This window comes from Pseudomonas sp. P9_35 (assembly GCF_034008205.1).
GTDB lineage: Bacteria > Pseudomonadota > Gammaproteobacteria > Pseudomonadales > Pseudomonadaceae > Aquipseudomonas > Aquipseudomonas kilonensis.
Map to the genome: position 1 here is coordinate 2788008 of NZ_CP125373.1, position 23872 is coordinate 2811879.

Below are 23872 nucleotides of genomic sequence, written 5' to 3' on the forward strand. Positions count from 1 at the left end.
TCGCTCTAGTTGTCGCAGGAATGAAGCAGTCGCAGTACGGGAAAGAAGGGGCGCATGCCCCTTCCGGGTGGATCACTTGTGCACGTGACACCGTATGAAACTGCGGAACAGGTCCAGGCCGTTTTCGGTGAGGATGCTTTCAGGGTGGAACTGCACGCCCTCCACCGGCAGGTGGCGATGGCGCACGCCCATGACATAGCCGTCGTCCGTGGATCTGGACGTGATCTCCAGGCAGTCGGGTAACGGCTGCTCGCTGATCATCAACGAGTGGTAGCGGGTCGCCCGAATCGCATGTGCCTGGGTGTGGTCATAGACGCCCTTGCCGTCGTTCTGGATGGTGCTCACCTTGCCGTGCATCACGTGCGGGGCCCGGCAAACCTGGGCACCGAAGGCCAGGCCGATGGCCTGGTGACCCAGGCACACACCCAACAGCGGCAGGCGCCCCTGAAAGTGCCTGATCACTTCGATGTAGCCCACATCGGCCGGATGCCCAGGCCCAGGGCCCAGTACGCAGAAATCCGGCGAGAACGCTTCAATGCGCTGGATGAGGTCCGGTACGTCGTGACGCTCGACGTGGGTTTCCAGCCCCAGTTGTTCCAGGTATTGGCTGATGATGAAGACGAAGCTGTCATAGGCGTCGATCAAGAATACTTTCACAGTGCGATCTCCTGGCCGGTCACTGCCCGATAGACGGAACCCATCTTGTACAGCGTCTCTTTCCACTCAAGCTCTGGCACCGAATCGGCCACCACTCCGGCGGATGCACGCAAGTGGTACGTACCCTCGTCGAAGACCGTCGAGCGAATGCACAACGCGGTGTTGACGCTGCCATCGAAACCGACCAGGCCAAGGGCTCCGGCATAAATGCCCCGGCGGTTGCTTTCCATCCCTTCGATCAGCTCCATCGCCCTGACTTTGGGGGCGCCGGACATGGTGCCCGCGGGGAACGAGGCCTTGATCACGTCGTAGGCATCCAGGCCCGGGCGCAGCAAGCCGCGAACGTTCGACACCATGTGGTAGAGGTGCGAGTACTCTTCCACGAGCATGAACTCATCGACCTCCAGCGAGCCGGCCTGGCACACGCGACCGATATCGTTGCGACACAGGTCGATGAGCATCAGGTGTTCGGCGCGCTCCTTCTCGGAGCGGGTCAGCTCCAGGACCAACTGAGTCGGATCGACGCCAGGCTTCTTGCCCACGGTGCCGGCGATCGGGCGCATCTCGATCAAGTCATCCTTGATCCTGACGAACAGCTCCGGACTGGCGCCGATCAGGTCGATGCCGCCTACGTGGGCCAGGTACATGTAGGGGGAAGGGTTGCGCAGGCGCAGGTTCTGGTACACATCGAACGGTGAAACCTGCGAGCGGATGCGAATCTCATGACCGAGCTGGATCTGGTAGACGTCGCCGGCGCGGATGTGCTCCATCGCCACTTCGACACGCTCGACGAATTGCTCCGGGGTCACCGTGCGCTCTTCCTCGAAGCCCTCGGGGTACGGTAGCGGAGCCAGCGCCTCGGCTGCCGGGGTTGTGCTCAGGAAGGGGTAGTCCTCCAACGTACGGGGCGCCCAGAGATCGTGGTTGTTGATCAGGGTTTCGACGATGCCATTGCTGTGGAAATAAACCAGCGTCTGATAGACCGACAGGGCAATGAGCGGGTAGTCGTAGGTCTGCTTGGCCAGATCGGGAAGTCGCTCGATCAGGCGAACGCAGTCGTAGGCGAAATAGCCGAAGAAGGCCAGGCTGGAAGGGGCATTGGACGCAGGCTGGAACGTTGCCTGGATCGCCCGGAGCAGGTTCCACGCCGCCTCGCTGTCGGGCAGATGGATCTTGTGTTCCTGGTCGACCTGCATGCCCGCTTGCCGCAGGCTGGCGGACAAATGTTCACACAGGGCGGCGCAGCCTCGCAGTTGGGCCTGGCCCTCATTGATACACACTTCGAAAAGCGGTTCGAGCCCGACGATCGTCGCCCGGCGATCACGGCTTGGGCCGGACAGTGATTCAAGAATGAAAACAGACTCACGACCCAGTTGTTCCAGTGCATTTGCATATATGCCAAGTGCATCCGTAGGTCGACGTTCTTCGCGGCGAAGAACATTCACGCCAATTAGATTTTTATTCACGGTTAATACCATATTCAAGGTGTAACGATTCAGGCGCTCGATTAAGGGAGCGCCACGGGAATATAAAGCGCGCAGGCACTTTAAATACGTGTTGACGGATATTCTGAATAGACGGGGCGGACGCTGTTCATGTCGCGCGCACTAAAAAGCTTGCAATGGATTGCAGCCAATTGTTGCGCAGGGCACAAGGCGCGAGCGCCTTCGATTTCAGAGGGGAAAGATCAGGACGTTGCTGGCAAGCAGCAGACAGGCTCCGGTCTTCGCTAGATTAGCGACGCCAGATATTGCTTTTGAAGATGGCCAGAATGGCCCGGGAACAGCTGTCGGGATAGCTGTGGGAGGAACTGATAGCAGAAAGGTGATAGTACATTTTTAGACATCCCAGTCTTGGCTAAGCACTGCGGGAATAATTGGCAGTGCGGCGAAATTACCAGCGTGCCCTGGGGCTGTCAACTGCTGAGGGGATATTAATATTTCATTCATTTCTGAATGTCGACGAGGCGAAGAGCTATCCCTACGCGTATGTAACCGCGCGTGCTTTTAACAAGAAACTCGTGCGCGCACAACTGCGAGATAGCGCAGCTGGGTATTTGTAAGTTCTGTTACTAACGTAGCGGCCGTTGAGTTCCAGTAACCCATCAAACCTGAGCGGCTGAAATGAAAGAGCATTTAGAGACATTCAAGAAGCGGTACGATCCGATTCATCATGCCTATTGGACCGACGTCCTCAGCGACACCGAGCTGGCGGCCTGGCACCAGGCACAGTTGCGGGAAGTGGTCGGCCACGTGAAGCGGTCCTCGCCGTTTTATTCCAGGCACCTTGCCCAGGTCGACGAGCGTTCGCTGACCTTGGATGACCTCGCCACCTTGCCCTTCACGACCAAGGATGATCTGCGCGAAGCAGGCTTCGACATCTTGTCCGGCCCGCTGGAAGACAGCATCTTCTATTACGAGACCACGGGGACCACCGGGCCCGCCACGCCATGCCCGCGGGACCGCAAGGAGAGCTACGCGAGCAATCGCCAACTGGCCATGGCCTACCAGGCCGTGATCGAAAAGCATTTCCCGGGCGAAAAGACCGTGGTCGGCATCATGGGACCTACCGAGGTCCATTCCTTCGGTGACACCCTGGGCGATGTCTGCACCCAGCTCGACCTGTGCAACGCCAAGATCTGGCCGCACTCACCGGTGATCGGTTGGCCCAAGGCACTGCAACTGCTCAAGGACCTGCGGATCGGCGTGCTCGCATCGGCGCCGGGGCTGCTGCTGGCCATGGCCAAGGAAGCCGAGCGCCAAGGCTTGAACCCACGCGAGGACTTCGCCCTGCGCGCGTTCATGATGAGCGGCGAGCTGTGCACCCCTGCATTGAAGAACAACCTCTACAGCCTGTGGGGCGCGCAGGCCTACAACAGCCTGTATGGCTCCCAGGAAGCGATGATCATCGCGGCCTGCAACGCCAACGACCAGTTGGTGCCGCATCGCCTCAACTACATCATCGAGGTGCTCGATCCCAAGTCCGGGGAAAGCCTGGGCTGCACCGGCGACGGTGAGTTGTGCGTGACCATGCTGATCCCGGGCAGCAAGCCGCTGATTCGCTACCGCACGGGTGACCTGGTCTCGATCCAGTCGCGCCCCGGCTATCCGCAATCGATGCGCCAGACCGTCAAGGTCGTCGGTCGGGTGAAGGATGCCGTGCAACTGAACGATCGCGCCTTCTCGGCCGCACAGATCGAGCAGGCGCTGCTTGAAGGCGTCGAACAATGCCTTGGCTACCAGATCATCCTCAGTCGCGCCAATGATCGCGACACCGTCATCGCCAAGCTGGAAATGTCGCGCTTCTTCGAAGGCGATCGTGGACGCCTGGTGCTGCTGATCAAGGAGCGCCTGCGCGAACGGCTGGGGGTCGATGCCACGGTCATGGTGGTGGGCGATCTGGCCGAGCATGTGAACCTTGGCAGTTGGTTCAGCTGGAAAGAAGCGCGCATCGTCGATCAGCGTCAAGGCCAGTGAGGTCAGCGATGAGCCTGTCTGTTCGCGTGATCGACCACGCCAATGAACTGTTCGAGTCCGTCCGGCAACTCAGGAGTCGCTACCTGGGGACCAACCCGGCACGGGAGGATGACTTCGAGCGCAGGGAGCAAGTGCGCGACGCCTTGTCCTATCACCTGGTCTACCTGGACAAGGACGAAGTGGTCGGGACGTTGCGCGTCACGCCGCTGGGTCATGGCCTGAGCTTCGTCGAACGAGCGGTCGACGTGCAGGCCTATTTCGAACAATCGACGGATGCCTTCGATGCCAATCGCCTGGTGCTGGACGAGCGATACCGCGGCGGTCGGCACCTGCGCATGTTTCTCCTGCAAGCGGCCATTTGGCTGAAAGCCAACACCCACCTGCGATTCATCTCGGCACTGTGCCGCGGCCAATTGGCTGCGCTCTATGTCGGCCTGGGCGGGCGCGTGCTGGTGGATGACGTTACCTGGACCGGGGAACAGGTCGAGCGGCGCTACAGCCTCGTGTACCTGGAACTCGAAAGTGTTTACCTCAATGTTAAAGGAGCCAATTGAAATGCAAGCATTCTTCAAGGAACTCGACGCTATCGTCGACGCGGGCTGGGCCCAGATCAAGCAGGGCGCCTACTGGAAATTCAGCCTGGACAACCCGACGCCGCCAGCCCTCTACCAACAGCTCATGCTGCAGGTCTACCACTACACCCGCTACAACTCGGTGAACCAGGCCGCCTGCGCCTTCAGTGCCGATCCAGAGGAAACGACGCTGTTGCGCTTCGTCTACAAGCACGCCCTGGAAGAGCTGGGCCACGAGCGCATGGTGCTGCGCGACCTGGAGTCGGTCGGGCTGCTGCCGCAAGCCATGCCGGCGCCCCTGGCGCCGACCCAGGCACTGATCGCCTTTCTCAACGATGTGGCCATCCGCAAGGGGCCGATCGCTCGCCTGGGCTACAGCTACTGGGCCGAGGACGTCTACGAGCACATCCAACCGATCCTGGAGCTGTTCCGCGCCGACCTGGGCTTGAAGGATGAGCAGATGACCTTCTTCGTCGCCCACTCGACCATCGACGAGAAACACGCCGAGGAAGTGCGTATGGCGATGCAGCGTGCGGTGAAGACCGAAGAAGATCGTCGTCAGATCAAGGAAGTGGCACGCGTCACGCTGTGGTTGACCGGGCAGTTGATGGAAGAGGCTTTGCGCGCCTACCTGGCTGGCGAAGAAGGGTTGCGGGAGGCGTCCTGAATCATGAATCTGACCATCATTGTCGGGTCAAGCCGACCTTGTGGTGTCAGTGCACGGGTGGTGGCGCTGGTGCGCCGCCACCTGGGCGAGGAGGTCGCGGTCGATGACATCTGGCTCAAGGATTACCGGATCGACTACTGCGACGCCGACAACGCCTGCTCCGACCAGGACTGCCAAGTGCAGGACGACGTCGGGCAGTTGGTGGCGCGGCTGGACCGCGCCGATGCGGTGCTCTATCTCCCCGTCATGCATGCCTATGGCACCAACAGTCGCTTCCAGGCGTTTCTGGAGCGAGTCGGCTATGGCTTCCTGCGGCCACGGGAGCGTCCGCTGCGCGACAAGCTCGCGGCGATTGCGGTCGTTGGCCGACGCTATGGACACACGGCGGTTTTCTCCCAGGTCGCGCTGAATGTGCTGCTCAATAAAATGATTCTGGTCGGCTCGGGATTTCCGCCGTGCTTCCAGACCCAACTGGCCCACGATCCTGAAGCGGAAGAGGCCCTGCGCGAGACATTGGACCGGCTCTGTGAGCATCACTGTCGACTTAACCCCCCAGCACTTGCGACAGGCAAGCCGGAAAGAATCCTGCGGCCGATTCAATTTCAGAAGGGATAACTGTCATGCCATTGAAAGATTCATTGCTCGCGTTACTGGTCGCGTTTCTCTGGGGCGCGCAGGTCACTGCAGTGAAAATCGGCGGTGCCGAGTTGCCGCCTATCCTCATGGTCGCCATGCGCTACGCGATCATGGCGCTGTTTCTCCTGCCGCTGCTCAAGCGCGTCAAGCGTGAGCAGTTCGCGTCCGTGGCCCTGGTCGCCACGATTACCGGGACCTTGCATTTCGGTTTGCTGTATTGCGGTATTGCCCGGGTAGACGCCTCCACCTCGGCGATCATCTATCAATTGGCGGCGCCGTTTACCCTCGTCCTGGCATTCGCGTTATTGGGGGAAGTCCTGAAACTGCGGCTCCTGGCGGGCATCCTGCTGGCGTTCGCCGGTGTCCTGGTGCTACTGGCTACGCCATCGGCGGGCGGGACGTTCATCGGCATGTTGCTGGTGGCGCTGGCGGCCTTGGCATTCGCTGCCGGGTCAGTGTTGACCAAGCGTCTCGGGCCCCTGGATCCGCTGGCCTTGAGTGCCTGGACGGCGGTCATCGCCGCACCGCAACTGTTGCTGTGGTCGTTCGTCCAGGAAGGTGAGCAATGGACACGCGTCTACACGGCCAGCGCCCAGGCGTGGTGGGCGGTGCTCTACACCGCGCTCAGTGGTGGCCTGCTGGGGTTCGGCCTGTGGTTCTGGTTGCTCGGCCGCAACTCGATGCAGCAACTGAGCCCGTACCTGCTCCTGGTGCCGGTGTTCGCGATTGCTGTCAGCCAGGTCATGCTTGCCGAAGGTTTCAGCCAGCGCCTGGTGATCGGCGCCGTGTTGACGCTGTCAGGCGTGGCGCTATGCCAACTGCGCCTGCCGGCAAGATTCTCCCTCAAGGCGGCTAACAAAGGACAAGGAGTGGTGGATGAACCGCGTTGATCGACTGCTGCTCGGCACCTTGCGCCTGGTCCACCGCTGGCAGTTCGGTTTGAAGCTGCGCTGGCACAGCGGTACGCATGGACGCTTGGCTTATCTGCAAAGCCCTGCACGGCAACAGCGGACGACGCTGGTCATGCTCCATGGCTTGGGCGCCAGCAAGGATCAGTGGGGCCCTGCGATGCTGGGCATGGCGCGCCATCACCCTTGCATTTTCGTCGACTTGCCGGGGCATGGCCAATCCGTGTACGAGGCGGGTGCCGGCTTTGGACCCCAGGCAATGCTGGCGGAACTCGAAGGCCTGCTGGATACGCTCGTCGAGGGCCCCTTCGTGCTGGTTGGCAGCTCTTTGGGTGGGTGCGTGGCCGGCCTGTATGCCGCCAAACACCCGCTGCGTGTCAGTCACTTGGTCTTGCTGGCGCCTGCCGGTCTGGGCGAGCAAGCGCTAGGCCCCACATTGAAAGCCAGCCTGCAAGGGGCGGGAACGGTGTTTGGCTATCGTACGGTCGAGGAGATGAAGCGCTTCTGGAGCCTGGTGTTCAAGGCGCCGCCCGAGGTAGGAGGGCGCTTGGCCCAGGCCATGGCGGCCAGCGGCAGGTCGAGGTTTGCCGCGGTGCAGCGGGTCGTCGAGGATTTCCGTCGTGAAGGCCTGGACGTGCTGCTCGAACGGTTGCCACAGATTGCGGCCAAGACGCTGGTGATCTGGGGGCGGCATGACCAGGTGTTCCTGCCGGCGACCCTGGAGAACCTGCTCCAGCAACTGCCCGATGCGCGCGGCGAGTTCATCGAGGACTGCGGGCATGTGCCTTATCTTGAACGGGGCGCCGATGTGGTGGCGGCCATTACACGGTTCATTGCGACGTCCAGGGTTTAGCAGGATTGCATCAAAGCCTGGCCGCCAAAGTCCCCTTTCTGACCTCCCATAGCCTCAACAGCCGGGTACCGCTGCCGTAACGTGCATCTGACTGCGCACGCGGAGGGAGCGTCTTGATGAATCGTAGGACCTTTATGCTCGGCACCGCCGGAGTGGGTGCGTTGATGGTCGGGGCGGGGGCGCTGTTGCGTCCGAGCGATCGGGGCAGCCCATACAACGAGTACTTCCGCGCGTTGAACCAGGAGCTGAAGCGCCATGGGCCGATGCGGCCCGTGATGCTGATTGACCTGGACCTGCTCGATCACAATATCAATGTGGTCAAGCAATCCGTCACCCGCGCCGGTAAACATTTGCGCCTGGTGGAGAAGTCCCTGCCATCACCGGGACTGCTGACGTACATCGCCAAACGTACCGATACCCGGCGGCTGATGTCGTTTCATCAGCCGTTTCTCAATCACGATGCCGTGACCTTTCCCGAGGCAGACATCTTGCTCGGCAAGCCTTTACCGGTACGCTCGGCCGAGGTGTTTTACCAAACCCACAAGGGCGCCTTCGACCCTTCCAGGCAACTGCAATGGCTGCTCGATACCCCCCGGCGGCTGATGGATTACCTGGCATTGGCGCAAGGCCTGGGCACTCGGTTGCGGATCAATATCGAGCTGGATGTCGGCCTGCACCGCGGCGGAGTCGCTGACCACGCGGTGCTCGGCGAGATGCTGACGCTGATCGGTGCCCATCCGCAGCAGCTCGAATTTTCAGGCTTCATGGGGTATGACCCGTTTGTCGGCATGGGCGTGCCCAGGGTCCTCGGTTCGTCCCAGGCGTTGTTCGACAAGGTGATGGTCATTTACAACGGCCATGTGAATTACCTGCGTGAACACTTCCCTGCGCTTTGGCACGAAGGGCTCACACTCAATACGGCCGGCAGCCCCAGCTACGGTATACACGAGCAGGAGCGCTTGAGCAGCGAGGTCTCGGTGGGGACGGCGTTTCTCAAGCCGACCCATTACGACCTGCCGTCGCTGGCCGAGCATGTGCCGGCGGCCTTTATCGCAACGCCCGTGCTAAAGAGCACGGGCGCCGTCAATTTCCCAGCCCTGGATGACAAGTCCCGATTGTTCTCCTGGTGGAACCCTAATCAGCGCGCGACATTTTTCCTCTACGGCGGTAACTGGATGGCCGAGTTCGAGTCACCCAAGGGCCTGCAAAGCAGTGAGCTCTATGGTCGCAGCTCCAATCAGGAAATGGTCAACGGCTCCCCGTCCGTAGGGTTGAACGTGGAGGACCAGGTGTTTTTACGGCCGACCCAGACGGAGTCCGTGCTGCTGCAATTTGGTGATTTGCTGGCCGTGCGCGGCGGGAAGATTGTTGAAACCTGGCCCGTGTATTGATCGGAGCCTGAAGGCGAGCTTTTGGCTTGGCCGGGAAAGCGCCCTCAAAGACGACCCCGCAACAGAAACAGCACCAGCGCCACCAGGCAGGCCGTCGTCTGAATCCCACCCAGCGTCGTGACTGGCGCGAAGCTCAAGACCGAAGCCAGCCAGGTGGTCAGCGCAGCCGCACCCATGGAGAGAAAGCCCAGCAGTGCGGAGGCCATCCCGGCTTCCTTGCCGAAAGGCCCCATGGTGATTGCCGTGCCCAGCGGATTGGCCAGGCCCATGCCCCACAGGAACGTGATCATCGAGAGGGCATACCACCCAAGACCAGGCGCGGCTGGACCGACGAGCAGCAGGCCGCCGCCGGCCATGGCGCAGGCAATGCCCACGAGTGTGGCGATTCGGGCGCCATGACGATGCGCCAGGCGCGGAGCCGCCATGCCGGCGGCGAACACGACGAATACCGTCGCGGCGAAATACAGGCCGGTCTGCAACGAGGTCAGGCCGATACCTTGCATCAGGATGGCGGGCGCCGCCGCAAAGGAGGCGAACAGGCCGCTCATCAGCAGGCTCATTGAAAGGGCAGGGAGGATGAAGCGCCTGTCCAGCGCCAATCTGCCATAGGCGAGCACCACACTTTTGGCCGAGTGCGGCGCCCGGCGATCGGCGGGGTGGGTTTCTCCGAGGTTGCGCACGTAGAAAAAGGCCAGTACCACGGCGGCCAGTCCCACCAGGATGAAGATGGCACGCCAGCCGAGCGTGACGGACAGGACGCTGCCGGCCAGCGGCGAAAAACCCGGCGCTGCGGCAGTGGCGATCATCGTCAGCGACAAGGCGCGGGCGAGGGTCTCGCCTTCAAACAGATCCCGTGCGATGGCACGCGACAGCACCGAGGCTGCGCACACGCCCAACGCCTGGACGATGCGTCCGGCGATCAGCGCATCAAGGGTGGTGGCAAGGCCGGCGATGACGGTGCCGACCACGAACACCGAGAGGCCACCGAGCACCAGTTTCTGGCGCCCGTAGCGGTCGGCCAGTGGCCCGACCAACAACTGGCCCAAGGCGAATGTGATGAAGAAGCTGGACAGCGTCAGGCCGAGCTCGCGAGCGGTCACGCCCAGGTCTTCGCCGATATCCGCAAACGCCGGGAGAATGATGTTGGTAGACAGCATGCTGATCGCCGCCAGGCCTGCAAGCAGCGCCACGACTTTGCCGGTCAATGGTTGTGTGGAGGCGTGGGGTTGGGTACTGGCAATCGCCAATGAAGTTTGGGCTTCCATACATCCTCCGGCGTCAAAATGATGATCGTAATATTTTGCTAAATATGATGATCGTCATCTCTGGCGTCAAGCTAAATATCTGGAGGGCGCAGGTGTCGCCCTCAAAGCGGCAGCGTTCCGTTCGGGGCCGGACTGACCAGCGATGCTTGTGCCAATGAACGATTTGAACGGACGGGAAACGGGTGAGGTCTACGCTTTTCAAGCGTTGTGACAGGAACCTATCCGATGCCTTCAATGGACATTCTGCCGCTGCTCCAAGCATTGCTTCTGGCTCGCGGTCCCGGCGGGCAGGAAGACGAAGTCCGGGAAATATGCCTCAGGGAGCTTGCCAGGCACTGCGATGAGGCCTTTGTCGACGAGGCCGGCAACGTCCGGGGTCTGATCAAGGCTACGGAGGGGGCTTCGCAGGCATCGCCCATCAGGGTCATGGCTCACCTTGATGAAATTGCCATGATCGTGAAGAAAGTAAGGCCTGACGGTAACCTTGAAGTCGTCGCGCTAGGCGGTGCCCAGCCCATCTGCTTTGGTGTATGTCCGGTCGACATACTCGGCGATGGCCAATGCCTTCCCGGCGTACTGTCTTACGGTTCCATGCACAACAGTGGCGGTTCTGCCCAAGGGCGGGATGTGCTGTCAGGAGCGGTGAAGTGGAGCGATGTCCATGTGATCACCCGCTGTTCCCAGGAGGAATTGGCCGATGCCGGTGTCCGGCCCGGCGTACGCGTGGTACTCAGTCGTCACTGGCGTCAGCCGTTCCAGGTGAAAGACACAGTCGCTGCTCACTTCCTGGATGACCGGGCGCCATTGGCGGCAGTGATCACCACGGCGCAGCAGTTGAAAAACCAAAGGCATGCGCTCAAGCAAGACGTCTGGTTCGTCTGCACGACACTTGAGGAAGAGTCCAACGCCGGTGCGCTCTATGCCGCTGCCCGCGTGCCAGGCGACACCACGATCGCGGTCGAGGTGGGCCCGGTGCTGGAGGAATACGGGACGGTTTTATCGGCAGACCCGATCATCAATACCGGGGATCAGAAGGGCTATTACACCCGCTCTGTCGTGGACGCCCTGATCCAGGCCGCACAGCGCTCGGGATATGACCCGCAAGTAGCGCTCCTGGTTGATTTTGCCTCCGACGCGAGCGCCATCCTGAGTGCTGGCCTGGCCGCTCGGGTGGGGTGCATCGCCATTCCAACGGAAAATACCCATGGGTTTGAAATGGTGCTCCATGAGGGGATCGTTGCGTGTGCGGCGACACTCACTCAATACCTGGTACGGGGTACGTGAAAGTACTTCCTAAACGGCCGGCCGACGCATCGCCAGAATGGCCGCACCGAAGCCGATGAACGTCGAGCCGACGAGCCTGCTGATCCACACGGAAAATTCGGGCCGTTTCAGCACGCCTTTGGCCTGGGCCGCAATGGCGGCATACAGGCTCAAGGAAACCAGCGACAAGCCGGCGAATATCGACGTAAGAATCAGGAATTGCGGCAGCAGTGCGGCGCTCTGGTCGATGAACTGCGGGAACAGGGCGGTGAAGAACATCGTCGCCTTGGGGTTGGTGATGGCTGTCAGGAAGGCCGACTTGTACAGCTTTGAACGCGATGGCTTGCTGGTTTTGCCATCGGTTTGTACATCCTGCGCGAGGATCGGGCTTTTTTTGAACAGCTGCCTGGCGCCCAGGTAGAACAGATAACCCGCCCCGAGGACTTTCACGGCGTTGAACAGCCATTCGGAGCTGGCGAGCAACGCACCCAGCCCGAGCATGGCGGCGGCCGACAAGCAGAACAGCCCGCTGGCGTTGCCCACCGACGACCACACCGCGTAACGCGGCCCGTAGGCCAGGCTGTTATTGATCGCCATCAAGGTGGCAGGTCCAGGACTGGCGATGGCGATGGCCGCGACCAGGGTAAAGGCGAGAATTGAGTGCAGTTCCATTGATCACATTCGCGACTGATTGAGAGGATGTGCATCCTACAGGAGAACCTGGGGTTGTCTGAATACAGCCGCCACAACGTTTCTATCGGTGCAGCCGCGCTAGCCTTGAGCACTGAGCCGCTGAGGCGGCTTTAATGCTACAGTCCGGCCTTTCCTGGGGGAGGGGCGCGTCATGCGGATCGTAGTAATGGCTTTTACGATGGCGCTGCTGGGCGGATGCGCCACGGCCAACGAAACCTTTGGCATGGGACAGCTCTGCGGCCTCCATCCTTACTGCGGTGCGGCGACCGATATCGAGATCATCAAGGCCTCGACGAATGACAACGACGTGTATTCACGCGCGCTGGCACCGTTTGCAGTCGTCGACCTTCCTTTCAGCATCGTCGCCGATACGCTGATCCTGCCTTATACGATTTTTCATATGAGGCCTGCCGAGGAATAGTGGAATTGCCTCGACGGCTTGAATCCCGGGCCCAAGGCGGCCGGCCGCATTAATCGCCTGCTTTCTGCCGTTTCATCCTCGTCCAATCAACACGTGCGATGGCGCAAAGCAGGACCTGTAATTGTCCTGAGCCCAGGGCAATCGCCAGTAGAATCAGCAAGATCAGCCCCCAATCAGAGGGGCTTGGGTATTGGCCGAGGATCGCCATTGAACTGAAGATGCCAAACACCGGGATCAACAGTGACAACGGCGCTACGCGTGACAGTGGGTATTCACGCAATAGCAGGTTCCATCCCCAGTAACTGAAATGCGTCGCGGCGTAGACCTGGAACGCGAGCGAAAGCAACGTCGTTGCATTGAGCTGCGAAGGGAGTGCGTTGAAGGGCGCTGAGCCATGCAATAGCCACGTCAACAGCAAGAGCGGGATGGGTGCAAACAAGCTGGCCCACACCACGAAAGCGAAGACCTCACGCACCTTTGATACCTTGATGATCACGTTGCCGATGCTCCACGCCATTGCGCTGCCAATGACGAGTGCGAAACCGGCCTTCGACGAGTCGCCAGGGCTGCACAGTACGATCCCTCCCAACCCTATGGCTGCAAGCAAGCTGCCAATCCTTTGAGGTTGCCCCAGGCGTTCGCCAAAGAAAAGTACACCCCAGCCCAGAGTGAAGAATGCACTGCACTGGATCAGCAGCGACGCTGTACCGGGTGGTACCCCCATGGCAATTCCCTGGTTGATCAGTGCCCACATGGCCACGCCAAAGATCAGCCCGTAGGCGGCCAGCCATCGGAAGGCAACGCGCGGACGCTCTACGAAAAATACCCAAGGCAAGGCGGCCAGCGCGAAACGCAATGCAGTCAACAGCAGCGGATCAATGCCGGCTAGTCCGAGTTTTGTCACGGGGAAATTCAAACCCCAGACGGCCGTCACCAGAATGGCGAGTAGAAGATGCTTCTTTTGCATTGTCAGTCTTTCCCCTGCGCAGAACGGAAGTGTTCGTGCGTGAAGAATATGCAAGCAATCGAACTGGCCTGCTTTCAGTCACAGGCCAATATTCATTAGAATCAGGCCATGCGAGAAGCCACCCTACATACCTACCAGAACACTCCGCGCGATGCTGTCGTGACCGAACGTGGCTACGCAGACGCAACGCTGTTCCCAATGCATCACCATCCACGTGGTCAGTTCGCTTATGCCGCAAGCGGGGTCATCACCGTGTTTACCGATGTCGGCAACTGGGTTGTTCCGCCCCAACGCGGTATCTGGGTTCCGGCGCAACTCGCCCACTCCATGCAGATGCGTGGCCCCGTTACCCTGCACAACACCTATATCCGCAAACAAGCGGCCCAGCGGCTGGGGTTGCCGGGGCAGTGTCAGGTATTGGACGTGTCGCCGTTGTTGCGGCAATTGCTGGTCCAAGCAATCGATGTCCCCGCGCGATATGCCATCCAGGGACGTTATGGGCATTTGATGGGGCTGCTGCTCCATGAGATCGCCAGCATGCCCGCGCTTTCGCTCAATGCACCATTGCCGACAGAACCACGCCTTGCGATGGTCTGTCGCGAGTTTCTGACCCAGCCTTCGCTGGAGGTTGGTATCGACGAAATGGCCCGCCGTGCGGGGATGAGTCGCCGGACGTTTACCCGCCATTTTCGATTGCACACCGGAATCAGTTATCTCCAATGGCGACAGCAAGCCTGCCTGCTCGAAGCGATCGTTCGTCTGGGGAAAGGTCAGCCGGTCACACAGGTCGCCATGGCGTTGGGTTATAGCAGTTCAAGTGCGTTCACAACGGTTTTCAAACAGCTGCTGGGGGAAGTACCCAGTCGCTACTTCCCGGTGCGACAGGCTTAGGGCTCCAACGCTTTCAATCTCCCGAGTGTGTAAAAAGCCCCGAATCTGGAGGTGTTGTGTAAAACTCTTGTTTTGGTGACGATCACCGCCTACAGATCTCGCGAGGGACGCACATGATCGACGGTTCTGCTGTCTTGACAGTTTTTTTGGTCTACCTGGCTGGTGTCGTGATTCCTGGACCGAATTTCGTCGCGGTGGTCCATAAGGCGGTGGCTGCTACGCGCTCTGAAGCGTTGGCCTTGGTGGCGGGAATCGTGCTGGTCAACCTGTTCTGGTCCACCTGTGCGATTGCAGGTCTCGGGATCGTATTTGCTACGCTCCCTTGGGCTGCGCTGGTTGTAAAGGTTCTGGGTGCAGCCTACCTGATGTGGTTCGGCTTCCGACTGCTGATCAACGCGGGGAGAAGTGCGCCTGGCCCGCTGAATGATGCCGTCGCCGGTAGTTGCCGCCAGTCCTTTATTCAGGGGCTGGTCACCAACATTGGCAACCCCAAGTCCATGGCTTTCTATGCCGCTGTTTTTTCAGCCGCGGCTCCCGCCTACGTCTCGCCAGGCACGTTTTTGTCGATGCTGGCAGTTGTCGTGGTGGTTTCAATGGCTTGGTATGGAATGGTCGCAATTGCGCTTTCACAGCCGAGGATTGCTTGCGCCTATCAAGGTAGGAAAAAAGCAATTGATCGACTGTGTGGTGGTTTGATTTTGTCTCTGGGGGTTCGCCAGCTGGTTTAGCGAGTAGCCGTTGCTGGGGCAAGCCTTCGTCGTTACGCGCCAGGTCGGTCTTGCGCTGACCGACCTGGCGCTGGACGAGGTGCCTGTACTGCCCCAGCGGTTCAAACCCCGGCGATGGCCTCGCGAACGAAGTCTTCGTAGGTGCGCAACGGACGCCCCAGGATCGCCTGCAGCCGTTCCACGGTTCCTTCAGCGGCCTGCATGCCAAACGTCTGGATACCGGACATCATCAGGCGCATGTCATAAGCCAGCCAGGCGGGACCGTACGTGGCCAATTGCGCTTCGAAGGCGGCCACATCGTCACCGCCGTAGGCGATCTCGCGACCCAGGGCGGAACTCCAGATCTTCGCCGCGGCGGCACCGGTCAGTGCTTGTGGGCCGACCAGCTCCAGCGTTACACGGTCCAGGGCCGAAGGTGCCCTGTCGCGTCGCAGCAACTCGGCAGCGGCGATATCGGCGATGTCGCGCGCATCGATCATCGAGACGCCCGCCGAGCCGATCGGCATCGGGTACACCGAGTAGTTCTGAATTGTCTGCTGGACCATCAGTTCGTTTTGCATGAAGTACGCCGGGCGCAGGATGGTCGCCGGGATGTCGAGGCTTTCGATCATGCGCTCGACCGTGTGCTTGCCGGTGAAGTGCGGAACGTGGGTGAACTTGTCAGCGTGAATCACCGACAGATAGACGATGCGCTCGATGCCGGCCTCGCGAGCGAGGTTCAAGGTGATGAGGGCTTGTGTCACCTCGTCGGGCGTCACGGCGTTGAGCAGGAACAGCGTACGCACCGACACCAGCGCCTCGCGCAGCGATGGGACATCGGTGAGGTCTGCAACGACTTCGGTGACGCCCGCCGGGAATGTTCCCTTGCCAGGCTGGCGCACGAGGGCCTTGACGTCGGCGCCTGCGTCGGCGAGGCGCTGGATGATGAGTGAACCGATGGTGCCCGTGGCGCCGGTAACGAGAATGCTCATGTTGAATCTCCTGCAAAAGGGTGGGTAGCCGGAAAAGTCCGCTACGGCCTTGTCGGCCCGTTGCGATGTTCAAACGATATTCCGTTGCAGAAACAAAACGAAGACGCCAGGATGTAGACACTCCGTTTCAAAAGTGGAACAGCATGAACCTGAACGCGCTGATCGATTTCACCCTCGTCGCAACGAACGAGGGGTTGGGCAAGGCAAGCCGTGCGAGCGGAATATCCAAGGCAACCTTGTCGCGCCGCATTGCCGACCTTGAGGAGCAATTGGGCGTCAGGCTGATCGAGCGCAGTGCGCGAGGTCTGAAACTCACCGAGGCTGGAGAGCTGCTGCTGAGCAGGGCCGAAGGGCCGTTGGCCGAGGTGGCGGAAGCCATGGCGGCGGCGAAGGAGGGCGTATCGACGCCTCGCGGACGCTTGCGTGTCGCTGCCCCGGTCCTGTTTTCGCAGCTTGCGATGGGCGGCATCGGCGCAGCGTTTTGTGCGGCTTATCCTGACGTCACGATCGAGGTCATTTCGGAGGATCGCGTGGTCGACCTCGTCGAGGAACAATTTGATGTCGCCATCCGGATCAACCCCAGCCCGGACAGCAGCTTGGTCGGCCGCTGCTTCGCCAAGGACCGCCTGGTGGTGGTGGCCGCGCCAGGATTACCTCGGCCTGCACCCGGCGCCATTCGGTCAGTTCCCGGTATTGTGATGTCCAGTTTCGAGCCCACCCATTGGACACTCGATGGCGGTCACCTGATTCTGGAACCGATCCCCAGGCTGCGCTTCTCTTCGTTCTTGATGGTCCGCGATGCAGCCATCGCCGGTGGAGGGGCTGCCCTGATTCCACAGTCCATCGCATGGAACCAGTTGGCCAGTGGCGAGTTGGTCCAGTGGGGCACGGTATCGGGGAAAGAGGCCGAACTCTGGGTCTTGCACACGTCCAGGCGTCTTGCTGCGCCGAAGGTGCGCGCATTTGTCGATTTCATGTGCGCCAGGTACCCGGACATGTCGTTGGTACTGAAGGGATAGACGTTCTTTGCAAAAGGCAGGGAGGTGCGCGTTGAGCCGGTGAAGGGGGCGGCAGCTTCGCGGAAGTACCGCTAAGCTCACCTCCATTGAGGGGACAAAAAAAGTCCCCCTAGGGATGCCAACATCTCTGGCAAGGGAGCCGCTAGCCATGAGTGCCGAACAGAGCCACTATCCCCAGGCCACCATTCTGGTGGTCGACGACACGCCTGATAATTTGCTGTTGATGACGGATCTGCTCAAGGATCGCTATCGGGTCAAGGCTGCGAACAGCGGTGAGAAAGCCCTGCGAGTGCTGCAGGGCGACACGCTACCGGACCTGATCCTGCTTGATGTAATGATGCCTGGGTTGTCCGGTCACGAGGTGGCGGACCAGCTCAAGCACAATCCGCGCACCTGCCACATTCCGATCATCTTCCTCACCGCCCTGGCGGCGATCGAGGATGAAATTCATGGCTTGGAGCTGGGAGCGGTCGACTACATCACCAAGCCGATCAGTCCACCGTTGGTTCTGGCGCGAGTGGATACCCAGCTCAAGCTCAAGGCGGCGGCAGACTTCCTGCGCGACCAGAACGATTACCTGGAGAAAGAGGTGCAGCGGCGTACCCGTGAGGTCATGGCCATCCAGGACGTGACCATCCAGGCCATGGCCTCACTGGCAGAGACTCGCGATAACGAGACCGGCAACCATATCCGGCGGACCCAGCACTACGTGAAGGTCCTGGCCGAGCGGCTGCGCGACCATCCTCGTTTCAGGCATTTCCTCAACGACGAAACGATCCGCCTGTTGTTCAAGTCGGCGCCGTTGCACGACATCGGCAAGATCGGCATTCCTGATCATATCCTCCTCAAGCCGGGGCGCTTCACCCCAGAGGAGTTCGAGATCATGAAGACCCATACCACGCTGGGGCGCGATGCCATCCAGCGTGCCGAAGACCAACTGGGTGTTGCGGTGGACTTCCTCAGCCTGGCCAAGGAGATCGCCTACAGCCACCAGGAGAAATGGGACGGCAGTGGATACCCACAGGCGTTGGCGGGTGACGACATTCCCATCAGCGCCCGGTTGATGGCGGTAGCGGATGTCTATGACGCCCTGATCAGTCGACGGGTGTACAAACAAGGAATGCCCCACGAGGAGGCTGTCGCGATCATCCGTCAGGGGCGAGGCTCGCATTTCGATCCAGACATTTGTGATGCCTTCCTGGCTCATGTCGAACAGTTCCAGGCCATTGCCGAGCGTTTCGCCGACAGCGATCAGGACATGGCCAAGCAGGCGGCCGCCCTGGAGCGTATCGCCCAGAAACCTTGAGCGAACGACTGCGAGCCGTCTTTCTAATTTCTTATCGTGGTCATTGGGGCATGTCATGTTCAGATTACGCACGTTGCTCGAGCGTCTCCCGCTTCGCCACAAGCTGATCCTCGGCTTTGCCACGCTCCTGCTTCTGGTGCTGGTACTCGGTGTGCAGAGTTTGCGTACCCAGGAGTCGCTGAAACGGGACATGCAGAATCTCTATCGTCAGGAACTGGTGGGCATGGAGCACCTGCACGAGGCGCGGGTGCAGTTGCCGCATCTGGTACAGACGTTACAGCGCGCCGTGGGTACGAACAGCGCGGATATCCGCATTGAATCACTGAAACAGTTACGTGACATTCAAAGCCGTCTACAGCAGGCGCTCGCCCAAGCCAAACCGACCCTCAGGCGGCCGGAAAATCTCGCACGTCTCGCCGAGCTTGATGTGCTGCTGCAACAGCTGCAGCGTGATAGCGAACAGGCCTTTCAGTTGATTGATCAGGGTCGTCAGGGCCAGGCACTACTGCTGCTCAACAGCAGTGAGTTCCAGCAGCTCGACCAGCAGGCGGACGCCTTGTTGTACGCAGTCGCTCAGATCAAGGAAGCCTCGATACGCGACACCTCCAAGGACATTGCCGACTTTGCCGAGCGCAGCACCACGTTGACCTACATCCTGCTGCTCGGCGGATTATCGCTGGCGCTACTGCTTTGCTGGCTGGTCAGCCAGTCGATCCGCAACCCGATCAATCGAGTGCGAGCCGCCGTGGACCAGTTGGCTGCGGGAAAGCTCGACCAACCGATTCCGCACACTGACTTGAATAACGAGACCGGTGACCTGGCCCGGGCCATCGCTAAATTGCAGATCGAATCTCAACAATTGGAGCGCCAGCGGTCGGTCAAGGCGCAAATCGCCCAGTTGCAGATCGATCTGCAGCAGGCAGGGGCGCCCGGCGAACTGGCGAAGGTGTTCCTGCAGCATATGGCGAACCTGCTCGGCATTTGCCAGGGCGTTCTCTATAGCGCCCACCCGGACGCCACCAGACTGGTGCTGATGGGCGGCTATGCCACCGATTCCGAGCGACCACCGCAGGCGCAAGTCATGTTCGGCGATGGCCTGTTGGGCCAGTGTGCGGTCGATCGCCAAGCCCGCCAGATGCCGGCGCTGCCGGAGCAATATTGGCGCCTGCACTCGCAGCTTGGCGAGATTCCGGCCACTTGCCTGCTGCTGCAACCGATCCTGCGTGGCGAGCGGCTGCTGGGCGTGCTTGAACTTGCCGGATTAGAAGCCTTGGATGATGACCAGTCATTGCTGCTCCAGGAAGCCACCCCTCGCTTGGCTGCGGCGATGGCGATCCTGGAGCGTAACCAGGCTGTCCAGGCATTGCTGGAGGAGACCCGTCGTCAAGCCGATGAAATGGCCGGGCAAACGCTGCTGTTGGAGCGTCAGGCTCAGGAGCTCGAAGCCCAGCAATCGGCACTGCGTGCCACCGAGGCCTGGTATCGCGGGATCATCGAGGCGGCACCGGACGGCATGCTGGTGGTGGGCGCTGACGGACGCATCCTGCGGACCAACCAGCAATTGGATCGGTTGTTCGGCTACAGCGCCGGCGAGTTGGTGGGCGAGGCTATCGAGCGTCTGGTGCCGGTCGCGAGTCGCGGTCGCCACGTCGAGCTGCGCAATGGCTTCATAGCCCATGGTGATACTCGGCAGATGGGTGCCGGCCTGGACGACCTGCAGGGGGTGCGCAAGGACGGCAGTCTGTTTTCGGTGGAGATCGGCCTGTCGCGCCTGCCGAGCCTGGAAGGCCGTGGGGTATGCGTGTGCGCCTCGGTGCGCGACGTCAGCGAGCGTCGCCAATTGCAGGCAGCGCTCAAAGTCAGCGAAGCGCAACTGCGCGCGGTGCTCGACAGCAGCCCGGTGGCCATGCTGATCAGGGACATCGAAGGCCGTCCAACCTACTGCAACCCGCAGTTTGAACACCTGTTCGGCGTCGATATTGTTCAACTCGAAGGGATCGATCCGAGGCACTTCTGGGTGGATCAGCAGGCACACCAGCGCTTCATCGAGGCGGCGGAGCAGGGCGCGGTGATTAACTTCGAGGCTACTTTCCAGCGCAGTGAGGGGGAGCGCTTCGATGTGCTGGTTTCGGCGGTGACGCTGGAGCAGCGCGAGCGAGTGATTCGCGCCAACTGGTACTTCGACATTACCGATCGCAAGGCCGCCGAGGCCGAGGTGCACCTGGCGCGGGAGATCGCCGAGGAAGCGACCCGGGCCAAGAGCGACTTCTTGGCCACCATGAGCCACGAGATCCGCACCCCGATGAACGCCATCATTGGCATGAGCCACCTGGCCCTGCGCACCGAGCTGGACCATCGGCAGCGCAATTACATCGAGAAGGTACACCGCTCTGCGGAAAATCTGCTGGGGATCATCAACGACATCCTGGATTTCTCCAAGATCGAGGCCGGCAGGATGCACCTCGAGTACATTCCTTTCCACTTGGAAGACGTGCTCGACGGCTTCGTCAGCATGATTGGCCTGAAGGTCGAGGACAAAGGCCTGGAACTGCTGTTCAGCAGCCCGGCGGGGCTGCCGACGGCGTTGATCGGCGATCCGTTGCGCCTGGGCCAGGTGCTGATCAACCTGGGCAACAATGCAGCAAAGTTCACGGAGCAGGGCGAGGTCGTGGTTGGCGTGGAGCGACTGGGTGGCGGCGAGGAGCAGGCACAGTTGCATTTCTGGGTGCGCGACAGCGGCATCGGCATGAGCCCCGAGCAATGCAGTCGACTGTTCCAACCCTTTAGCCAGGCCGATAGCTCCACCACTCGCAAGTACGGTGGCACCGGTCTGGGCCTGGCCATCTCCAAGCACTTGGTGGAACTGATGGGCGGACGTATCTGGGTGGAGAGCGAACTCGGTCAGGGCTCTATCTTCCATTTCGAGGTGAGCCTCGGCGTGCAGCGCGACGCTCAGCCGCGGCGAATGTTTACTGCCGATGAGCTGCTCGGCATTCGCGTGCTGGTGGTCGACGACAACGCCAGCGCGCGCGAGATTCTCTCCAGCATGGCGCGCAGCTTTGGTGTGGAGGTGGACGTGGCGCAGAGTGGGCGCGAGGCGTTGGGGATGCTGGTGGAGGCGGAACGCAAGACACTGTCCTATGACCTGGTGTTGATGGACTGGCGCATGCCTGGCATGGACGGTGTGGAGACGGTGCGGCAGATGCACGCTGCCAATCTGGCGCAAACCCCATCAGTCATCATGGTCACCGCGTTCGGGCGCGAAGAGGCACGTGAGGTGGCCAGCCGGCACGGTATCCAGTTGCCGGTGGTGCTGACCAAACCGGTGACGCCGTCCACACTGCTTGAGGCTATCGGCACGGTGCTCGGCAAGCCCCCCCACGCCGATACCCGGGCCGGCGAACGATCTGGACAGAGTGCCAGTGCCGTGGCTAGGCTGCATGGCGCCCGGCTGCTGCTTGTCGAGGATAATGAGCTGAACCGCGAGCTGGCCTGCGAGCTGCTGGAGAGCGCTGGCATCGAGCTGTGTGTGGCCGTTAATGGCGAAGAGGCACTCGACCTGTTGGCGCGCGATGATGATTTCGACGGCGTACTGATGGACTGTCAGATGCCGGTCATGGATGGCTATACCGCAACCCGCAAGATTCGCGAGCAGTCGCGTTGGGCTGGGTTGCCGGTGATCGCCATGACGGCCGACGCCATGGCGGGAGACCGCGAGCGGGCTTTGGCCTGCGGCATGAACGACCATATCTCCAAACCGCTGAATGTCGAGAGCATGTTCGTCACATTGGCCAAATGGATACATCCTGCGCCCGGTCGTAACGCCCAGGCGCAGGAGATTTCAGCGCTGCCCATACCGGCTGGCGAGCACCTGCCCGCTGAACTTCCGGGTATCGACCAGAGAGCCGGCCTGGCCACTTGCATGGGCAAGGTAGACCTCTATCTGCGCCTGCTGCGCAAGTTCAGCTCCGGTCACCGTGCCTTCAGCACCGAGTTCCTGGCCGCCCGTGGCGATGATGATCGTTCAGCGTCGACACGCCTGGCCCATACCTTGCGCGGCACTGCGGGCAACATCGGCGCCAGGGACGTCGCGAGCGCTGCCGCCGACTTGGAGCAGGCTTGCCTGACCGGTGCCCAGGAGGAGGTCGTGGCTGACCGGTTGTTGGCGGTGGAGCATTGCCTGAACCAGGTGCTGGAAGGGCTGGCGGGGCTAACGCAGCCGCAACGATCCACAGAGTCGGTGCAGATGTCGCATTCTGACGCCGAGTTACAGGTGCGGTTGGCCCAAGTCAGGGATCTATTGGCCGAGAGTGACACGCAAGTGCTGACAGTCCTGTACCAGTTACCGGGACTGGCATCAGATCCCAGGGTGGCCGAACAGTTGCGTCGGGTCGTTCAGCACGCCGAGCGCTTCGATTTCGACCAGGCCCTGGAGTTGCTGGAGAACTTGACCTGATTCAGTCAAAGGGCCGCGAGGCGATGACGTCAGAATCGTTCAGGCATGAGGCGATCCTGCTGTCGCTTTACGCTTCGCCGGCAACAAGTCTCAATTTGTGGCAGTCGAACGGTCCAAGTTTTTCGCCACTTGCCGAGCGAACATCCATCGGCATGAGGGCCTGCCCGGACGTGTTGTCCAACAGCACGGAACGCGTTTCTCCCGGCTCGAACAGGAAGCGTTCGCCCCACTGTCGCAGGCTGACCACGACCGGGAAGATTTCCCGGCCTTTGTCCGTCAGGACGTACTCCTTGTAGGCGCTTCCATCGGACGCGGGTCGAACGTCGAACACCCCGACCTCGACCAACGCCTTGAGTCGCGAAGCCAGAATGTTCTTGGCCACGCCCAGGCTCTTCTGAAATTCGCTGAAGCGGCGAATGTTGTCGAATGCGTCACGAATGATCATGAGCGACCAGCGATCGCCAATCACATTCAGTGTCCTGGCTACCGGGCATTCGCTGTTTTGCGGTGAAGCGTTTTCCATTTTATTGACCTTCTGAAAAAGGATCGCAAGTCCGGTCGATGTCTGTGGTTGCAAATTGAAACCTGATCGAGCGACAATCCAGTCAGGTTTTTAATTGAAACCAGTTTAGCGCCAAGGAGACGCGCATGACAGCAGATGTCGACTGTTTCACCCAGCAGCCTTCGGGACACCACCCTGGTGGGGGCACGTGCTCCCGCGTAGGAGCTGTC

21 protein-coding genes are annotated in these 23872 nt (G+C 60.8%); 14 read left to right on the forward strand and 7 right to left on the reverse strand.

The features are described 5' to 3' along the window. Positions 1 to 72: 72 nt before the first annotated feature. Positions 73 to 657, reverse strand: a complete 585-nt coding sequence (locus QMK47_RS12335; protein WP_253473690.1) for an anthranilate synthase component II — start codon at positions 655 to 657, stop codon at positions 73 to 75. Continuing rightward, positions 654 to 2123 carry an anthranilate synthase component I family protein gene (locus QMK47_RS12340; protein ID WP_320390280.1) on the reverse strand — a complete coding sequence of 490 codons (1470 nt, stop codon included), beginning with the start codon at positions 2121 to 2123 and terminating at the stop codon, positions 654 to 656. Before QMK47_RS12340 ends, QMK47_RS12335 begins: the two co-directional genes overlap by 4 nt. Positions 2124 to 2780: 657 nt before the next feature. On the opposite strand from QMK47_RS12340, the gene QMK47_RS12345 reads away from it, so the two are divergent. The 7 genes from QMK47_RS12345 (at position 2781) to QMK47_RS12375 (ending at position 9160) form a co-directional block, all read left to right on the forward strand. Beyond that, a complete protein-coding gene (locus QMK47_RS12345) occupies positions 2781 to 4133 on the forward strand; it encodes a phenylacetate--CoA ligase family protein (RefSeq protein WP_003200644.1) in 1353 nt (450 codons plus the stop codon). Between the two features lie 8 nt (positions 4134 to 4141). Next, positions 4142 to 4687: an acetyltransferase gene (locus QMK47_RS12350; RefSeq protein ID WP_214509251.1), complete on the forward strand. Its 546-nt coding sequence runs from the start codon at positions 4142 to 4144 to the stop codon at positions 4685 to 4687. A 1-nt stretch (position 4688) separates the two neighbouring features. Next, positions 4689 to 5372 (forward strand): iron-containing redox enzyme family protein, encoded by a 684-nt coding sequence (locus QMK47_RS12355; RefSeq protein ID WP_320390281.1) that lies wholly within the window; start codon positions 4689 to 4691, stop codon positions 5370 to 5372. A gap of 3 nt (positions 5373 to 5375) precedes the next feature. Continuing rightward, positions 5376 to 5987 carry a flavodoxin family protein gene (locus QMK47_RS12360; RefSeq protein ID WP_214509253.1) on the forward strand — a complete coding sequence of 204 codons (612 nt, stop codon included), beginning with the start codon at positions 5376 to 5378 and terminating at the stop codon, positions 5985 to 5987. Positions 5988 to 5992: 5 nt separating this feature from the next. Beyond that, on the forward strand, positions 5993 to 6898 hold the full coding sequence (locus tag QMK47_RS12365; protein WP_258690920.1) for a DMT family transporter: 906 nt from the start codon (positions 5993 to 5995) through the stop codon (positions 6896 to 6898). After that, positions 6885 to 7769 (forward strand): alpha/beta fold hydrolase, encoded by an 885-nt coding sequence (locus QMK47_RS12370; protein ID WP_320390282.1) that lies wholly within the window; start codon positions 6885 to 6887, stop codon positions 7767 to 7769. Before QMK47_RS12365 ends, QMK47_RS12370 begins: the two co-directional genes overlap by 14 nt. Positions 7770 to 7954: 185 nt before the next feature. Further along, positions 7955 to 9160, forward strand: coding sequence for a DSD1 family PLP-dependent enzyme (locus tag QMK47_RS12375; protein ID WP_320390523.1), 1206 nt, complete (start codon positions 7955 to 7957; stop codon positions 9158 to 9160). Between the two features lie 44 nt (positions 9161 to 9204). Here QMK47_RS12375 and QMK47_RS12380 read toward each other — a convergent pair whose 3' ends face one another. After that, a complete protein-coding gene (locus QMK47_RS12380) occupies positions 9205 to 10425 on the reverse strand; it encodes a multidrug effflux MFS transporter (RefSeq protein ID WP_253473698.1) in 1221 nt (406 codons plus the stop codon). A 225-nt stretch (positions 10426 to 10650) separates the two neighbouring features. On the opposite strand from QMK47_RS12380, the gene QMK47_RS12385 reads away from it, so the two are divergent. Continuing rightward, entirely contained in the window at positions 10651 to 11709 is a 1059-nt protein-coding gene (locus QMK47_RS12385; protein ID WP_320390283.1) for a M28 family peptidase, read from the forward strand. 9 nt (positions 11710 to 11718) lie between these two features. Here the strand turns inward: QMK47_RS12385 and QMK47_RS12390 are convergent, their stop codons facing one another. After that, positions 11719 to 12360 (reverse strand): LysE family translocator, encoded by a 642-nt coding sequence (locus tag QMK47_RS12390; RefSeq protein WP_214509257.1) that lies wholly within the window; start codon positions 12358 to 12360, stop codon positions 11719 to 11721. 172 nt (positions 12361 to 12532) lie between these two features. On the opposite strand from QMK47_RS12390, the gene QMK47_RS12395 reads away from it, so the two are divergent. Further along, positions 12533 to 12802 (forward strand): YceK/YidQ family lipoprotein, encoded by a 270-nt coding sequence (locus QMK47_RS12395; RefSeq protein ID WP_253473702.1) that lies wholly within the window; start codon positions 12533 to 12535, stop codon positions 12800 to 12802. Between the two features lie 49 nt (positions 12803 to 12851). Here QMK47_RS12395 and QMK47_RS12400 read toward each other — a convergent pair whose 3' ends face one another. Then, entirely contained in the window at positions 12852 to 13769 is a 918-nt protein-coding gene (locus tag QMK47_RS12400; protein WP_253473704.1) for an EamA family transporter, read from the reverse strand. A gap of 108 nt (positions 13770 to 13877) precedes the next feature. Between QMK47_RS12400 and QMK47_RS12405 the strand changes: the two genes are divergently transcribed. After that, positions 13878 to 14660 carry a helix-turn-helix transcriptional regulator gene (locus QMK47_RS12405; protein WP_320390284.1) on the forward strand — a complete coding sequence of 261 codons (783 nt, stop codon included), beginning with the start codon at positions 13878 to 13880 and terminating at the stop codon, positions 14658 to 14660. Between the two features lie 113 nt (positions 14661 to 14773). Continuing rightward, a complete protein-coding gene (locus QMK47_RS12410; protein WP_253473708.1) occupies positions 14774 to 15388 on the forward strand; it encodes a LysE family translocator in 615 nt (204 codons plus the stop codon). Positions 15389 to 15489: 101 nt separating this feature from the next. On the opposite strand, the gene QMK47_RS12415 is transcribed toward QMK47_RS12410, so the two are convergent. After that, the gene (locus tag QMK47_RS12415; RefSeq protein WP_253473710.1) at positions 15490 to 16359 is read right to left on the reverse strand and encodes an NmrA family NAD(P)-binding protein; all 870 of its coding nucleotides are present in this window, start codon (positions 16357 to 16359) and stop codon (positions 15490 to 15492) included. A gap of 143 nt (positions 16360 to 16502) precedes the next feature. On the opposite strand from QMK47_RS12415, the gene QMK47_RS12420 reads away from it, so the two are divergent. The 3 genes from QMK47_RS12420 to QMK47_RS12430 all read left to right on the forward strand — a co-directional run bounded on the left by QMK47_RS12420 (position 16503) and on the right by QMK47_RS12430 (position 23140). Then, positions 16503 to 17378 (forward strand): LysR family transcriptional regulator, encoded by an 876-nt coding sequence (locus QMK47_RS12420; RefSeq protein ID WP_320390285.1) that lies wholly within the window; start codon positions 16503 to 16505, stop codon positions 17376 to 17378. A 148-nt stretch (positions 17379 to 17526) separates the two neighbouring features. Continuing rightward, entirely contained in the window at positions 17527 to 18684 is a 1158-nt protein-coding gene (locus QMK47_RS12425; protein WP_253473714.1) for an HD-GYP domain-containing protein, read from the forward strand. A gap of 55 nt (positions 18685 to 18739) precedes the next feature. Further along, positions 18740 to 23140, forward strand: coding sequence for a response regulator (locus QMK47_RS12430; protein WP_258690925.1), 4401 nt, complete (start codon positions 18740 to 18742; stop codon positions 23138 to 23140). Between the two features lie 67 nt (positions 23141 to 23207). Here the strand turns inward: QMK47_RS12430 and QMK47_RS12435 are convergent, their stop codons facing one another. After that, positions 23208 to 23663 (reverse strand): winged helix-turn-helix transcriptional regulator, encoded by a 456-nt coding sequence (locus tag QMK47_RS12435; RefSeq protein WP_214509265.1) that lies wholly within the window; start codon positions 23661 to 23663, stop codon positions 23208 to 23210. Positions 23664 to 23872 lie beyond the last annotated feature (209 nt).